The 15820-nt window shown below is 63.7% G+C and carries 13 protein-coding genes and 1 pseudogene; 6 read left to right on the top strand and 8 right to left on the bottom strand.

From position 1 onward, the window contains the following. Positions 1-101, top strand: a 101-nt coding sequence (locus AC3A6P_RS27690; RefSeq protein WP_487695391.1) for an acyl-CoA dehydrogenase family protein, incomplete at its 5' end; no start/stop codon positions are given. A 267-nt stretch (positions 102-368) separates the two neighbouring features. Here AC3A6P_RS27690 and AC3A6P_RS27685 read toward each other — a convergent pair. Together AC3A6P_RS27685 and AC3A6P_RS27680 are read right to left on the bottom strand one after the other, a co-directional pair. Further along, entirely contained in the window at positions 369-767 is a 399-nt protein-coding gene (locus AC3A6P_RS27685) for a DUF302 domain-containing protein (RefSeq protein WP_487695381.1), read from the bottom strand. Between the two features lie 22 nt (positions 768-789). Then, on the bottom strand, positions 790-1059 hold the full coding sequence (locus tag AC3A6P_RS27680; RefSeq protein ID WP_487695379.1) for a metal-sensitive transcriptional regulator: 270 nt from the start codon (positions 1057-1059) through the stop codon (positions 790-792). 262 nt (positions 1060-1321) lie between these two features. Here AC3A6P_RS27680 and AC3A6P_RS27675 point away from each other — a divergent pair, with 262 nt between their 5' ends. From AC3A6P_RS27675 to AC3A6P_RS27660, 4 genes are read left to right on the top strand one after another with little or no spacing between them, the layout of a single operon-like run. Then, positions 1322-2701, top strand: a complete 1380-nt coding sequence (locus AC3A6P_RS27675; protein ID WP_487695377.1) for an MBL fold metallo-hydrolase — start codon at positions 1322-1324, stop codon at positions 2699-2701. 23 nt (positions 2702-2724) lie between these two features. Further along, complete coding sequence (locus AC3A6P_RS27670; RefSeq protein WP_487695376.1) at positions 2725-2898, top strand: hypothetical protein; 174 nt, start codon at positions 2725-2727, stop codon at positions 2896-2898. Positions 2899-2907: 9 nt separating this feature from the next. Next, positions 2908-3681 (top strand): sulfite exporter TauE/SafE family protein, encoded by a 774-nt coding sequence (locus AC3A6P_RS27665; protein WP_487695375.1) that lies wholly within the window; start codon positions 2908-2910, stop codon positions 3679-3681. 19 nt (positions 3682-3700) lie between these two features. Next, on the top strand, positions 3701-5065 hold the full coding sequence (locus AC3A6P_RS27660) for an MBL fold metallo-hydrolase (RefSeq protein WP_487695373.1): 1365 nt from the start codon (positions 3701-3703) through the stop codon (positions 5063-5065). Between the two features lie 24 nt (positions 5066-5089). On the opposite strand, the gene AC3A6P_RS27655 is transcribed toward AC3A6P_RS27660, so the two are convergent. Continuing rightward, positions 5090-5548 (bottom strand): hypothetical protein, encoded by a 459-nt coding sequence (locus tag AC3A6P_RS27655; RefSeq protein ID WP_487695371.1) that lies wholly within the window; start codon positions 5546-5548, stop codon positions 5090-5092. 400 nt (positions 5549-5948) lie between these two features. On the opposite strand from AC3A6P_RS27655, the gene AC3A6P_RS27650 reads away from it, so the two are divergent. After that, the gene (locus tag AC3A6P_RS27650) at positions 5949-8258 is read left to right on the top strand and encodes a heavy metal translocating P-type ATPase (protein ID WP_487695390.1); all 2310 of its coding nucleotides are present in this window, start codon (positions 5949-5951) and stop codon (positions 8256-8258) included. Positions 8259-8288: 30 nt separating this feature from the next. On the opposite strand, the gene AC3A6P_RS27645 is transcribed toward AC3A6P_RS27650, so the two are convergent. The 5 genes and pseudogenes from AC3A6P_RS27645 to AC3A6P_RS27625 form a co-directional block, all read right to left on the bottom strand. After that, positions 8289-9155 (bottom strand): universal stress protein, encoded by an 867-nt coding sequence (locus AC3A6P_RS27645; RefSeq protein ID WP_487695370.1) that lies wholly within the window; start codon positions 9153-9155, stop codon positions 8289-8291. Positions 9156-9399: 244 nt separating this feature from the next. Beyond that, positions 9400-12999, bottom strand: a complete 3600-nt coding sequence (gene otsB / locus AC3A6P_RS27640) for a trehalose-phosphatase (RefSeq protein ID WP_487695388.1) — start codon at positions 12997-12999, stop codon at positions 9400-9402. A 116-nt stretch (positions 13000-13115) separates the two neighbouring features. Next, positions 13116-13554, bottom strand: a pseudogene (locus tag AC3A6P_RS27635) (CBS domain-containing protein). A gap of 41 nt (positions 13555-13595) precedes the next feature. Then, entirely contained in the window at positions 13596-14228 is a 633-nt protein-coding gene (locus AC3A6P_RS27630) for a DUF305 domain-containing protein (RefSeq protein WP_487695368.1), read from the bottom strand. 14 nt (positions 14229-14242) lie between these two features. After that, a complete protein-coding gene (locus AC3A6P_RS27625) occupies positions 14243-15724 on the bottom strand; it encodes a WS/DGAT/MGAT family O-acyltransferase (RefSeq protein WP_487695367.1) in 1482 nt (493 codons plus the stop codon). Positions 15725-15820 lie beyond the last annotated feature (96 nt).

Raw genomic sequence — 15820 nt, 5'->3', positions numbered from 1 at the left:
TCCCGGTGGAGCGGATGATGCGTGATGCCAAGATCACCCAGATCTATGAGGGCACCAACCAGATCCAGCGTGTGGTGATGAGCCGCGCACTGCTGAAGTGACCGCCCACGTCGGGCCGGGAAAGCGGTAGCGGTGGCTGTGTTTCGTGTTCCGTTATGTTCCCATGCGCAAGGGCTGGTGCGGGCGCACGGGCCGCTTTTCTGGAACTCAGGCGACCCAGGATCGCGATAACCCGGCCTGCGCTGCTCTTGCTGCTGGACCTTCCGCCCGACGAGGGGTCACGGCGCTGCGACAACAACCCTCGGAGTCGCAATGGCGCGGTTGCCGGCACAGCTCTGCAACGGGGTCGACCGGCGAACAGCGTCTGCTCAGGCGGTCAGTGCTGCAATCGAAGCTTCGAGTTTGTCGGCGACTTCCTGGGCCACCGGTTGAAGTTTCGGTTCCTGAGTGACATCGACGAGGAGTTGGGGGTTCATGGCCTCGACAATGGTGCAGTCCGGGTTGTCCGGGTCGCTGCGAACCACGACGTTGCAGGGCAGCAGGAGGCCGATCTGGCGATCAACCTCGATGGCGCGGTGGGCCAACGGCGGGTTGCAAGCACCGAGAATCAGGTAGTTCTCCATGTCCGTATCAAGCTTGCTCTTCAGGGTTGCCTTGACATCGATCTCGGTGAGTACACCGAATCCCTGATCAGCCAGAGCCTTTCGAGTTCGTGCAACGGCGTCGTCGAACGGTGCTTTGAGGCTTGTTGCCAACGCGATACTCATGTTGACTCCAATGTCGTCGGGATCAGGCGAGTGCGAGGAAGAGCTTTTCCAGTTCCGCCTCGGTCATGGGGTTGCCCTGGCCGGCTTGTTCACCGGTGACGCATTCCCGCAATCCGGTGGCGACGATCTTGAAGCCGGCGCGGTCGAGGGCACGGGAGACGGCGGCCAACTGTGTGACGACGTCTTTGCACTCACGTCCCTGTTCGATCATCGAGATGACGCCGGCCAGTTGGCCTTGTGCCCGGCGCAATCTATTGAGGACCGCATCGATGGCTTCTTGATCGCCGACCATGGTTTTCCTTTCGTTGTCGCAAACTCCAAATTACCCGTAGGGGTATGTGCAGTCGAGTCAACTGCAGGATCAAGACCCACATTCCCGGGAGTGTCCGCGCTACCTGTCGATCACCTGGCGCGAGCGGTTCGTGTGAACCGATCGAAGGCCATACCCGCAGGGGTATAAGTGCCACCGCCTGAAATAATACCCCGGGGGGTATTGTTTCAATGGGTAGCCGGTACCGCGAACCGGCGCCCTGATCACTTGAGAGGAGCCGTCGATGATCCTGGAGCAGTACTACATCGAGTGTCTGTCGCACGCGTCATACCTGGTCGGTGACGAGACCACCGGCCGAGCGGTGGTGGTCGATCCCCGCCGCGATATCGGGGATTACCTGGCCACTGCCTGTAGCTTCGGCCTGACGATCGAAGGGGTGATCAATACCCATTTCCACGCCGACTTTGTATCGGGGCACCTGGAACTGGTCGACGCTACAGGTGCATGGATCGGGTTCGGGCAAGCCGCTGAAACTGACTACCCGATTCGCAGGCTTTCCGACGGGGAGCACCTGTCCCTCGGTGCGGTCGATCTGGAGATCCTGTCGACACCAGGTCACACCTGGGAGTCGATCAGTGTGCTCATCCGTGAGCGGGCGGGGGCTGACCCGGTGGCCGTGTTGACCGGCGACTCGCTGTTCATCGGGGATGTCGGCCGACCCGATCTGGTCAATGTCGGCGACAGCTCGACCAGCGATCTGGCCCGCGCGATGTACCACACGATCCACGACAAGCTGTTGAAGTTGCCAGACAGTGTGACGGTGATGCCGGCCCACGGGGCCGGCTCGTCGTGCGGGAAGAATCTGTCGACCGAGCTCACCTCCACCATTGGGGAGCAGCGGATGACCAATCCGTCCATACAGCCCATGAGGGACGAGGATTTCATCGCACTGCTCACCGTGGGGCAGCCCGCGGCCCCGGCGTACTTCACCTCCGATGCCGCAATGAACAAGCGTGTGCACCCCTTACTTCGGCCTGACCGCACCGTGCCGGAGATGACGCCGCAGCAGATGCGCGCCGCCCTCGAGGCTGGTGTGAGGGTTATCGACGCCCGTGATGTCGAAGATTTCGCAGCCGCGCATCTGCGTGGATCGGTCAACGTCGGCTTCGACGGTCGATTCGCGGAAACCGGTGGGATGGTCATCGAACTTGATGAGCAGACCGCCCTGATCACCTACCCGGGCGAAGAGCAGCAGGCCGCGCTGCGGCTGGCGCGGATTGGCTCAGACGAGGCACTCGGCTACCTCAATGTGGGCCGTGACGGGAAGTTCCCGGCTGAACTTGCCGGCCTGGTCCGGGCCGCGCCGCGCACCACGGTTGCCGAGCTGGATGAGCTGTTGGAGGAAGGCGCGGTAACGCTGATCGACATCCGCAACCCCGGTGAGCGCGAGAGCGGCGCCATTCCCGGATCATTGCACATCCCTTTGGCCCAGTTGCGCCTGCGCGTCGGTGAGATTCCCACCGACAAGCCGATCATTGTGCACTGCGCAGGTGGCTGGCGGTCCAGCGTAGCGGCATCGATGTTGCGGGCCAACGGTATTGGTCAGGTATCTGATCTGCTTGGTGGGTACCACGCGTGGGCCACCGCCCACGCCGTCGTGTAACGGAAAGACAAGGAGTCCCACGTATGTGTCACGCGGTTTCCTGCCGGGTCTGCAGCCAGACGACGTGGGACGGCTGCGGCCGACACGTCGACGACGTAATGGGTTCCATACCGCCGACACAACATTGCCGGTGCGCGCGCCGGACGGAGCCGTCGCGCGGGATCACCACAATATTGCGGCGCTGGTCGATCGGGTAGGGCATCAACATGGCGATCGCGATGGGCCTGGCTCTCGGCGCGCTGATCGGCGTGCTGTTGGGTTTGCTCGGTGGCGGGGGCTCTGTCCTCGCCGTACCGGCCCTGGTCTACGGAATGGGCTTCGACGTCGAGCAGGCGATTCCCATCTCGCTGATCGTCGTCGCCGCAGGCTCGGCGGTCGGGGTGTTGCCGAAAATCCGCGCCCGACAGGTCCGGTGGCGGATGGCTGGCATCTTCGCCACCGCCGGAATCCCTGCCACGGTGGCCGGCAGCGCCCTCAGCCGACACCTGCCCCAGTCAGTGCTCATGGCGGGCTTTGCGGTCGTCATGGTGGTCGCGGGCATCCGCATGCTGACCGACCAGGGTGCGACCGGCACCGCCTGCAAGATCGAGGCGGGCCAAGTCAATTGGCGCCGCTGCGCGCCGCGCTCGATCGGCGCCGGTCTACTGGTCGGGTTGCTAACGGGGCTGTTCGGTGTGGGCGGCGGGTTTCTCATCATCCCGGCGTTGGTGGTGATGCTCGGTGTCGAGATGTCAACCGCCATTGGCACCTCGTTGCTGATCATCGTCGCCAACTCGGCTGCCGGGATCGTTTCCCACCTCTCGTCGATCAGGATCGACTGGGGCGTCACCGCCGCGTTCGTCGGCGCCGCGATGGTCACGTCGCTGGTCGCCGGATCCATGGGGACCGAGATCAACACCGTCCGACTACAGCGCTGGTTCGCCTACCTCGTGTTCACCGTCGCCGCCTATGTGGTGGCCGACACCGTATTTCTGAATTGACACCAACAAGGGAGCAACAATGGACGTCTCGATCATCGAAACCTCGGGGCTCGGTGACCGCAGCTATCTGGTCACCCACGCGGGTATCGCCGTCGTGATCGATCCTCAGCGCGACATCGACCGCGTATTGGCCCTGGCCGACAAGCTCCACGCTCGCATCAGCCACGTTGTCGAAACCCACCTACACAACGACTACGTGAGCGGAGGACTGGAACTGTCCCGCACCGTCGGGGCCGAGTACGCGGTGCCGATGGGCGACGACGTCGATTATTCCCGCCGCGCGGTCACCGACGGTGATGTCATCGACGCCGGCCCAATCCGTCTGGAAGTCCTGCACACCCCCGGCCACACCCACCACCATGTCAGCTACGTGCTGCGCGATGCCGCCGGCGTCATCCACGGAGTGTTCACCGGCGGTTCGATGCTATTCGGGACCACCGGACGTACCGACCTGATCAGCGCGGACGACACCGAAGAACTGACACACGCCCAGTACCACTCGGTACACAAGCTTGCTGACCAGTTGCCCCCTGACACTCCGATCTACCCCACCCATGGTTTCGGCAGCTTTTGCTCGGCAACACCAGCTTCCGGCGACTCATCGACCATCGCGGAACAGCGCGAGGCCAACCCGGCCCTCACTCAAGATGAGCAGAGCTTCGTCGACGAGTTACTGGCGGGACTGTCGGCTTACCCCGCCTACTACGCCCAGATGGGCGTCATCAACCGCGCAGGACCGCCGCCGGTGGATCTGACGCCACCGGAACCGATCGATCCGGCCGAAATGCGCCGACGAATCGACGCCGGAGAGTGGGTGGTCGATCTGCGCAACCGTACGGCGTTCGCCGCCGGACACCTGCCCGGCACGTTGGGCTTCGAGCTGTCCGGCGCGTTCGTCAGCTACTTTGGCTGGCTTTACGACTGGGGCGCCCCGATCACGGTGATCGGAGAGTCCCCGGAACAGGTCGCCGATGCCAAACGAGAGTTGGTACGCATCGGTGTCGACCGGCTCACGGGCGCAGCCACCGCGGACATCGACACTCTGCGCAACGGCGCCCACTTGAGTTCCTACCGGGTCACTGACTTCGCCGGTCTCGCAGAACAACTCGGCTCCGGCCCGGTGTCTGTCCTCGACGTACGACAAACCCACGAATACGACGAAGAGCACATTCCTGGTGCCGTCAACAGACCCCTGCACGAACTGCCGAGCCGACTCGACGATGTGCCTGGTGGGCCCTGGTGGGTGCACTGCGGATCGGGCTACCGCGCCTCGATCGCCGCATCGGTGCTCGACCGCGCAGGGGTCGATGTCATCCTCGTCGACGACGGTTTCGACAACGCCAGGGATTTGGGACTCACCGCGCCGCCGCCACGAACTCGGTGAGTATTCACCGAGTTGAGCGGCGCCTCAAGGCACGGCGCTGTTCAACCGTACTCCCAGACGTTGCTGACCTGGAGCATGACGGATCGAGCGAAATAGATGAGTCCGTTGGAGGCTATCGCTGGCACCTCTGCGACCATCAGTATCGCGCCGCCGATCGCCGTCGAGACCGAAACCATGGTCAGGAAAAAACCCGCTCCCGAGAAACACCGACCCGAAGAAGTGGTCCTCCAGGTCCCCCAATCGATCTCTGATAGCGCCGATGAACCGGAGAAAGGCGACGCCGGAAAGCGGTGCGAGCGCCAACGCGGTGCGAATCCTGGTGTTCCCGCTGGTGATCCAAGTGACCTGCGCGAAGGGGTCTTCGGGGATTGCGCTGCGCAACAGAACAAGGCTGAGGGCAAACAGCGCGCTGAACAGGACACCTGCAACGGCGGCGGCCCGGGGTGTCCTGAGATGACGGACTGCGCGCTGCGCTTCACTCATGCTGCACCTCACGTGCAGGGACGCCAGCACCGCCGGCCCGCTGCCCATTGTGGCGATGCTGAACATCTGAGGGCTGACTTAGTGATTGCGCGGGTGGCCGGTTTGGCGTCGCAGCTATGACATTGAGGAGGCTACGCCCGCCGAACGTGTGTGGGCCGCTGATTGCTGAAGATGTTGCGATACAACGTGATGGGAGCGCCCCTTCAACTCACCACCGGCGGCGCGCGGCTTGATTCCTCGCGGTGATCATGTGGCTTAGGTCCTGGGCATCGGGGTACTGCGGCCCTGCCCGAGGCAGTAGACCACTGGTGACAATGAGAGCCTGGTGCGTTCCCCAGGGGCGCTGCGTACCGAAGGGACCATACTGGTGGTCAACATCGCAGGCTCGACACCGACCTCAATGACCGGCCGGCTCCGCAAGGTGGTGGAGCCGGTTCTGACCGTCCTCACCGTTGCGGCATTGGCCGGCGGCGGGATCGCCTGGCTGGCTGGGGCAGACACGGTTGCCGACGGCTGCTGGATCGCGGGGACTCTCATTGCGTTGGTGCCCGCGATCATCTGGGTGCTCGTGGCGCTGCGTCGAGGGAGACTGGGCGTCGACGTGATCGCGGTGCTGTCATTACTGGGCAGCCTGTTGGTCGGCGAGTACCTTGCGGGCGCCATCATCGCGGTGATGCTGGCCGGTGGGCGGGCCCTGGACGCTGCGGCCACCCGTCGGGCCTCTCGGGACCTGCGGGCGTTGTTGGAACGGGCGCCGCGGTTTGCTCGACGACGAGTCGGTACCCAGGTCACCGTCGTTGCAGTGACTGAGATCGCGGTGGATGACGTGATTGTCGTAGCGTCCGGCGACGTCGTACCGGTGGACGGGCGTGTCCTCAACACCGTGGCGGTACTCGACGAATCGGCGCTCACCGGAGAGTCTCTCACCGTAGAGCGGGCCAGCGGGGACACGGTCCGCAGCGGCGTCGTGAACGCCGGCGATCCGTTCGAGTTGAGAGTCACCGCCACCGCAGAAAACAGTACCTATGCCGGGGTTGTCCGCCTGGCCGAGCAGGCCGGCGCCGAGAACGCGCCGGTGGTACGACTCGCGGACCGTTACGCTGCGTGGTTCCTGCCGCTTGCTCTGGTGATGGCGGGAATCGCGTGGCTGGTCAGCGGCACCGCTGTACGCGCCGTGGCCGTATTGGTGGTGGCAACACCCTGCCCCCTGCTGTTGGCCGCGCCGGTGGCCATTGTTTCGGGGTTGTCGCGCGCTTCGCGAGCCGGCGTCGTCATCCGAAACGGCGGCGCGCTCGAAAACCTGGGTCATGCAACAACTCTGGTGATGGACAAGACCGGTACCCTGACGATGGGCCGCCCGAGCGTCATCGATGTCATCGCCGCACCGGGAATCGACGCTCGCTACGTGCTCGGTGTCGCCGCGTCGGTGGACCAGATGTCACCTCATGTCCTGGCCGAGGCGATAGTCACCGAAGCGCTCACTCGCGGAATAGAACTTCATGTCCCGGCCGAGGTGTCCGAAGAAGCCGGTCGGGGAGTGACGGCGATTCTGGACGGACAACGTGTTGCGGTCGGCAAGGTGGCCGACGGTGACTCCGATGACGCGTGGGCTCAGACAGCGGTGGGTCGGGCGCATCTCGATGGCGCAGCGGTGGCGTGGGTGAGCGTCCATGAAAAGCCGGTGGGAGCAATTCTGCTGCGAGACCCGATGCGGCGACAGGCACCTCGCACCATGCGGCGTCTGCGCGAGGCGGGTTTCGATCGCCTGGTCATGCTCACAGGTGATCGCGTGGAGCCCGCGCGCGAGGTCGCCGCCGTGCTGGGACTCGATGAGGTCTACGCCCAACAGAGCCCGGCTGACAAAGTGGCCGCAGTCCGCGTGGAACGGGATAGGGCGGTGACCGTCATGGTCGGTGACGGCATCAACGACGCCCCGGCGTTGGCGGCGGCGACCGTGGGCGTGGCCATGGGCGCCAGAGGATCAACCGCCTCGTCAGAGGCGGCCGACATCGTGCTGACCACAGACCGTCTCGACCGCCTCGCCGACGCCATGGATATCGCACGGTGGTCGCGACGGATCGCCGTGCAAAGCGCAGTCATCGGCATGGGCTTGTCACTGGTCGCGATGGCCGTCGCTGCCCTCGGTTACCTACCACCCGCAATAGGCGCTCTGCTGCAGGAGGGAATTGATGTCGCGGTCATTCTCAATGCGACTCGTGCATTGCGTGGCAATCCGGCCACTGCGATGACGTTGAATGCCGGCACAGCAACTCTGCTGTACCGCTTCTCGGCAGAGCACGACGAGTTGCGCGACATCATCGGGCTGATCCGCGCCAGCGCCGACCAGTTGGTCGAGGCCCCCGACGATGCAGCCCTGCGAGCTGTGACGGAGGCGTACGTGCAACTGCAACAGCGGATTCTGCCTCATGAACGGGCGGAGGAAAGTGAACTCTATCCGGCGTTGGCCGCTCCGTTGCGAAGTGGCGAAGCAACGGCCACCATGAGCCGCACCCATGCCGAGATCCAGCGTCTCACCGACCGGATCGGCACCCATGTGCAATCTGCGCAATCGGCCGGCGGTATCCGCCCCGAGCAGCGCAGCGACCTGTTGGCCTGTCTCTACGGGCTACATGCGCTGCTGCGACTGCACTTCGTGCAGGAAGAGGAGAACTACTTCACGCTCGCCGCCGACGACTTTGCAGCCGGGTAACCCTTGGCGCCAGACGCTGCCGTCGCCGTCTCAAGGGTGCTCAGCAGCAACGATCGCCGGAACTCCCACACCCTGGGTCACGGCCGCACTCACCGACCGATGGCGGATGTGTGCGAGTGTGCCCGCGTTTCGAGATCCGACCACAACCAGTTGTGTACCGTCGGAATGCTCGATCAGCCAACGAGTTATTGGATCGGGAACCACCACCGCGGTCACGACGACGTCAGGGTAACGCTCACGCCAGCCGGACAGCCGTTCACTGAGAACTTCCCGACCTTGCACTGTCAGTTCGGTGTACCCGAGTGAGAACCTGGTCAAGGCGTGGACGACCGTGAGCGGGGCGCGGCGCCGGGACGCCGCGTCGAACGCAATCGCCACCGCCGATTCGGATGATTCTGTACCGTCTATGCCCAGCAGGACAGGAGCATGCGTCAAGCGCGCCGGCAACTGACGGGGGATCACCGCGACCGTGCAGCGGGCGTGGTGGATCAGCGAGTTGCTCACGGAGCCCAGTGTGACCCTGCCGAGATGCGATGAACGGCCTGCGCGTCCGACGACCAACATTCGAACGCCGTCGGACTCCGAGGTCAGCGCCTTGGCCGGGCTCGCGAACACCATTTTCTCTTCGATGGTGGGCTTGCGGCAGTTTCCGATGGCCACCTCGGCGATATCGCGTGCATGCTCCAATATTTCGGCCCCATTGCGCCGGCGAAGTGCCCGCAGTTGCCGCACTGTCTCTACGTTGTGCACCGACAGGTCGTCACGGTCGAGCGCGGTGAGAATGGTCAGGCTGTCGCCGTGCATCGCAGCGTCCCCTGCGGCCCAGTCTACGGCGGCGTCGGAGGCGGGAGACCCGTCGACCCCGACAACAACACCTGTGCGGTTGTCTGCACCCATGAGGATGGTCTCTTCTCTTGAGTTGCGCATCATCCATGCGAGCTCCCAGAGTGCGACGGATCGGGCCGCAGCCACCAGGGTCCAAAGACCCCAACGTGCCGCGAAATAGGGTCGAAGGTTGAGAACGCCAGGGATTTCGCCAACCACATCGTGCTGCCAGGGGTCGTTGCTCTTTCCCGCTCGAGATGCGGCGAGCGCTCGGCCGTGGCCAAAGCACTGCGGGGTTCGGTATGCGCAATGCTCATCACCGGTCCGCGACCGCTTCGGTAGAACGGTCCTCCTCGCCGAAGGAGAGGGCATGGCCGGGGGCGAGCTCACGAACCTGGCCGCGGCATTCGATCAACACCGGGTGGGCGTCGTCCCGGTACTCTGCGCTGACGTCGGCATACCTCCCACGCACACTGACATGCAGATGCTGACCGCGGTAGTGCAGCGAGATCGATAGTGGTTCGTCAGCTTCCGGCCACAACGGGGACAGCACAATTCGATCGCCACGTGTTTCCAGACCGGTGAAGCACCGCTGCACGAGATCGACGCTGCCTGCCATTGCGGCAAGGTGTATCCCCTCGGATGTGGTACCGCCTTGGATATCAGCGATGTCGGAGGCGAGAACCTGTTCGAAGAACTCCAGAGCACGGTTTCGGTTGGCCCGCGCCAAAACCCACGTGTTAACGACTGCGCTCAGCGTCGACCCGTGTGAGGTCCTGGCGAGGTAGTAGTCGACCATTACCGGAATACGTTCTGGCGCCAGGTGATAACCGAGCCGACCGAGGATTTCGCGGAGTTCGTCAGAAGACAGCAAGTAGAGCAGCATCAACACATCAGCCTGTTTGGCAGCCTTGTACCGGTTGACGTCGTCGCCTTCCGCTTCGAGAATTCTGTCGAGACGCTGGATGTTGCCGTACCGAGTTCGGTACGCGTCCCAATCGAGCTCGTGCAGCATCGCGTAGCCGTCGAACTGACTGATCATGTCATCGTGGAACGGCACGTACATGCGCCGGCTCACCTCGTCCCAGTGGGCCAACTCGGAATCGGTCAGGTCTAGTTTTTCGCGCAGATCGAGCCGAGCCGGTAGCGGCAGCATGTCCAGGGCCTCGAGAGCGCGCACGATCACCCATGCCGCCATCACATTCGTATAGGCATTGTTGTCGATCCCGCTGTGCGGCCGGTCCGGGTAACCCGAATGGAACTCGTCGGGTCCGATGACGCCGTTGATGCAGTATCGTGCCCGATTCGGATCATAGGTGGTTCTGCTGACCCAGAATCGGGCGATTTCGACCAGCAGCTCGGCCCCGAAGTCTATGAGATGGGCGAGGTCGCCGGAGACCTGGTAGAACTGCCAAACGTTGTATGCCACAGCGATTCCGGCATGGTGTGCCCTGCGGCTGGAATCCGGATTCCACCGCCCCGACCGGGGATTCAGGTGCACCTCTGGGCTTTCTTCTCGTCCGTCGCTTCCGGATTGCCACGGGAACATGGCACCGGAGTAGCCGGCCAGAGCCGCGGCGTTTCGCGCCTCGGCCAACCGCCGGTAGCGGTAATGCAGGAGACCCCGGGCAATCGTGGGAAACCGCAGATTCAACACCGGCAGGATGAACACTTCATCCCAGAACACATGCCCCCGGTAGGCTTCACCGTGAAGGCCTCGAGCTGGCACGCCGACATCCAGGTCTGCGGTGTTGGGTGAAGTCGTCTGAAGCAGATGAAGAAGATGAAGCCGCAGGACGCGCAGCTCGTCGGTGTGCCCGGTGAGGTCGATGGACAGCCGCTGCCAGAGATGACTCCACCGGAGCTCATGGCCTGCGCGTATCTCTTCCACACTGCCTATCCGAGCAAGTTGCCGTATCGCGTACTCGGCGGGCTCGGAGATCGCCACATCGCGGCCGGTTGCCACGAGGACCACCTTCTCGACCGAAACCGGTATCCCCACAGTGGCCTCAACGACGAATTGATGGCCGATCTGCAGCGTCTCGTGAATGACTTTGCGGGAGTGCATTACCGCGCCGCCCCGGGCAAGCGTGGTTCGCGCCGCCAGCGCGACCGGTATGCGCGACTGGGTGGTCTCTGTGACCATCAGGACCGAGTCATCGGACAGTTCGTCCACCCGGACCCTCCGTAAATGGGTATCGGCAAGCTCACGGTAGCGTCTGACACCCCGGTTTCGAACATCTCCGTCGATCAGCGACCTGAATTCGATTGTGCCGGACCAATCTTGCGCGGTGACGGTCGTAGTGAGGGCGGCAACGTGCGGTAGGTGCATGGCGGCGAACCGTCGTTGCGTCACCGAGGTCGTACGACCCGCCTCATCGCGGAAGCACACCTGCCGTGTCATCACCGCGGTGCGCAGATCGAATGTCTGGTGATAGTTCAGCAGGGACACCGCGTCGATGTCGAACCATGGGCCGCCCTCGATGCGGAAGGTCACGGCCAGCCAGTTGGGCAGGTTGACGAGGCTCTCGTGGTGAGTGCGGTGCCCGGCTACGGTCTCGTCGAGGCGATTGAAGACACCGGCCACGTAGGTAGCCGGATAATGAGTATCGCCGGCGGCGCTTTCCGGCGCGGCTCCGCGTGTGGCGAAGTATCCATTGCCGACCGTGCACAGCGCCTCGCGAAGCGTTTCCGCTGACGGGTCATAACCGTCGTAGGTGATACTCCACGCGGCGGCGTCGGTGTCTTCTCGGCGAGTGAGCCAGGCATGAAAGTGGCGAAGCAGCGTGCACACCTCACCAGGGCTCTGGACGCTGTAACGGGCCGCCGTCGGTCTACCACCGTCCTCTTCATGGTGAACCATGACAGGGATGCCGCCGGATCTGACGGCGTCGAAGGCGTCTTCGTCGGTGATGTCATCGCCGATGTAGATCGGCAGACTTCGATGTGTCAATGGGGTGTGCTCGGTGATCCATCGGACCGCGCTGCCCTTGCTCCGGTCAACCGCCGGGCGCAGGTCGATGACTCTGCGGCCGCAGGTGTATCGCAAGCCGTGTTGACGACCGCATCGTGCTGCCACCTGCATGACTTCGTCCTGGTGTTCCCCGTCCACATTGCGAAAGTGCACGGCGACGGCGAAGCTCTTGTGCTCGACGTACGCGCCCGGAATGTGCGCCAGACGGCGCTGCAGGGCAGCAGCGGTATCCCGCAGTGCGGATGCAATTCCGGGATCGGGGATTGGGTGCTGGATCGTGCCGTCCGGGGCGGCCACCTCGATGCCGTGGCTTCCCGCGTACCACAGACCCGCAACACCTACCCGGTGACGGATGTCCTCGAGGTCGCGTCCGCTGATGACGGCGACGGTGCACACGGACGCGAGGTCCACCAGCGCCTGCGCTGCTCCTTCGACGAGTGTGGCGTGGTCCGGCTGTGTTTCGATGGTCGAGAGTGTGCCGTCGAAATCCAAGAAGACAATCGGATCCCGGCCCGTGAAGAGGATCTGCAACTGTGCCTCGGAGTCAACAGCGCTGGGCAGTTGTGTCACCGGCAGATCGCCGGTTCGTATGTCGATGGCCGCGAGGTCGGCTCCCACGGTATCGGCTCCACGACGCAGCAACGATCCGGCGTTGCCGTTGCGGGCCAGTCCGATCACAAACCCGTAGCCGAGCGTTCGGGCGGCTTCGACGCCGGTCAAGGAATCGCTGATCAGGACGGTGCGCGGTGCGGCGCCACCGCCGCACCGGACCCCACCCGGGGCGGGTGGTACTGCGCACGTCGCCACACCGGTCCTGGACAGCCGACGCGTGAACGCCTCGATTGCCAAGGCATCCGCGTCGGTCTTGCACCTGAGATCGATGACCACCGCGTCGTGGCGACGTGGATCGATGATCGGCAAGGGTGAGGCCGGCACCGTCACGTTCGGCGATGCGGCGTCAGAGGTGCCATCGGTGACCATTGGTCAGGTCTCGTTTACGTTGGTGTCCACCCCGCGCTGTTCATTCATGCTCCAGCACAGATGGTCTGGTGCCGCGGTCATTGGCAGCTGGCGATCGAAGCGGGTGCGCAGATCGCTTTGACGAACTCGACGATGGCGTGTTCGGGTGGGTGGCGGGCGATGTCCGCTTCGGACACAATGCCCACCATGCGGTCGTTGTCGATGACGGGGAAGCCGGCGAACGTGATGCTGGCTCATCACAGTGAGCATCTCTTCGACACTCGCGTTGGCGTCATCGCGATAAACGTTGTGCGCAGCCAGTTCTGCTGCTGTCAACAGATCCGGATCGTGACCGGCTGCCAGGCACTTGATGACAATGTCGCGTTCGGTGAGCATGCCGTGCAGGCGGTCATCCTCCCCCCAGAGGGGTAAGGCGCCGACACCGTGCTCTCCCATGTGACGGGCTACGGCGGCGAGCGTTTCGTGTTTCCCGACGCAGGTTGTGCCGGCGTGCATGATGTCTCGTGCAGTGGTCATGGCGTCCTCCTTGTGCACGATCGTGAAACCGTCGGCACAGGCTACAAAGACTCGAGGATCTGCTGCATGGTGTCGATTTCCTTCTGTTGACTGCTGACGATCGACTCGGCCAGTGCAACGGTGTCCGGGTACTGGCCGTTGGCGATCTCGTTGCGCGCCATGACGATCGCTCCCTGGTGATGTCTGATCATCTGGATGAGGAACAGCTTGCTGCCCTCCGCGCCTTCGGCGGCCTGCAGTGCTTGCATGTCGGCGGGCGACAGCATCCCCTCCATACCTGGCATACCCATCCCGGGCATCTCTGGCATACCCATCCCGGGCCCCCCGGGCATTTTCGGCATTCCCCATTGTTCGAGCCAAGCCTGCATCTGCTCGATCTCCGGACCCTGCGCGGCCTTGATTTGAGTCGCCATATCCACCACCCGCGGATCGATTCCTTGTTTGACCAGGACCATGTCGCTCATCTGGATCGCCTGCTGGTGGTGTGGGATCATGTGACGGGTGAACATCAAATCGGCGTGATTGTGCGCCGCCGCGGCAGGGATGCTGGTGGTTTGCGGCAGGTTTGGGGACGTGGATGTCTCCTGTGTGGTCGCCGAGCCACCGCACGAAGCGATGACCGTGGCTACTGTCAGAGCGGTTACCCCGGTTGTGGCGGTCCTGGTTGTCTTCACGGTGAGTGTCCTTTTCATCGATCGCGGCTTGTCCTGGGCTTACGCCGGTCTTCCGTGTGCGACTGCGGCTGAGATGTACGACGTTTCCGCACAGCGGTTTTGGCACGTGCCGTCGAGTTCGGTGTCGGGAGGTCCCGACCCGTGGAGACCTTGCTGGCGGCCACCAACTGGCCGATGGCTTCACGCACCTTGGCGGTGAAGACCTCGAGGTCGGGTGTGGCATCACGGTCAGCGGTGATGCCGAACACCAGCTCGTCAGCGTAGGTGAGCATCGCTACGCCGGTCAGCAGGCCGAGTGCGATCGGCGGCACCGGTAGTAGGTGCTTCACTGTGTGCCCACTGACGCTGTGGCGGTCCCGAGGGCCCGGCACGTTTGTTGTCAAGGTCACCACTCCGTGCTGCGGTAGCGCTGTCAGGAGCCGAACCATCCACGCGGACAGGGCAAACGGGATGAGCCGCGATGCCTGCAACAACAATGCGGTGGCTTGCGGTTGGCCGCTGTGCTTACCGCCGCTGAGTCTGCGATGAACTTCGGCGAGGCGCTGCAGCGGATCTTCGATCTCGACGGGTAGGTGGGCCAGCATCGCCGACACTCGGTTGTCGGCCCTGCCGAAAGCGTCCACCCGTCGGGTTGAGATCGGGACGAGAGTGCGTATCGGTTCGTTGCCTGGTGCCTCCTCCCGTCCGAGTAGGACTGCGCGAAAACCCTCTGTGATGGCCGTGAGCGCGACGTCGTTGAGCGTGACCTCAAATGCAGCGCACACCTGCTCGACGTCGGGCAGCGGAACGCGCACCGCGCTGTAGCGCCGCAATGTGCCCAATCGGCCCGTGAGTGACGAGGCTGAGGGTAGGAGGATATCCGCGACCATCTGTAGCGCACCGAAGCCGGCATGTGTCAGCCGCAGGGGCACTGCGGTCGACGCATGCCACGCCGCCGCGATCAACCGCATCGGGTCGAGGGTGAGTTGTCGCTTCCCTCGCGCGTTGGACGTCGATCCATGGATCTGGTCGGCGAAGGTGGCGCCTCCACCGTCGTCGAAGAGCTTGATGAGGGTGTTGGTGGCCGCGATGCCGTCGGCGATGCAGTGGTGGAGCTTGATCAAGATCGCCCATCGATTGTCATTGAGGCCTTCGATGACCCAGCACTCCCACAATGGTCGTTCTCGATCCAGCCTGTGAGCCATGATGTCGGCGGTGAGATCGAACAGCGCGGTGTCATCGCCGGGTTGCGGGACCGCCACCCGTCTCACGTGACGGCCGATGTCAAAGTGGCGATCGGAATCCCATTGCGGTGCTCGGTATCTCAACGGGTGGATCCGTAGAACCTGAGTGAAGCGCGGAATGGCGGTGAGCCGCTCGGTGAGCGTTGCCATCAGCACGTCCTGGGGCTCCGGCGGCCCGTCCAGGATGGCAATACCGCCGATGGCCAGGCTGATATGCGGGTCGGCGTCTTCGGCTTCGAGAAAACCGGCGTCAAGAGCGGACAACTGCTCCATAGAGCCACTATCTGCCGCCCGAACCGCGATGTGATAGTCCGAAAGGTACCCCTTTGGAAGGACCAGATGCCCTACTCTGCGGCACCTCTGATGATG

The sequence above is a fragment of the Mycobacterium sp. Soil_C_30 genome, assembly GCF_057656995.1.
The sequence above is the reverse complement of the archived record's forward strand: the minus strand, read 5'-3'. Positions and strand labels throughout refer to the sequence as shown.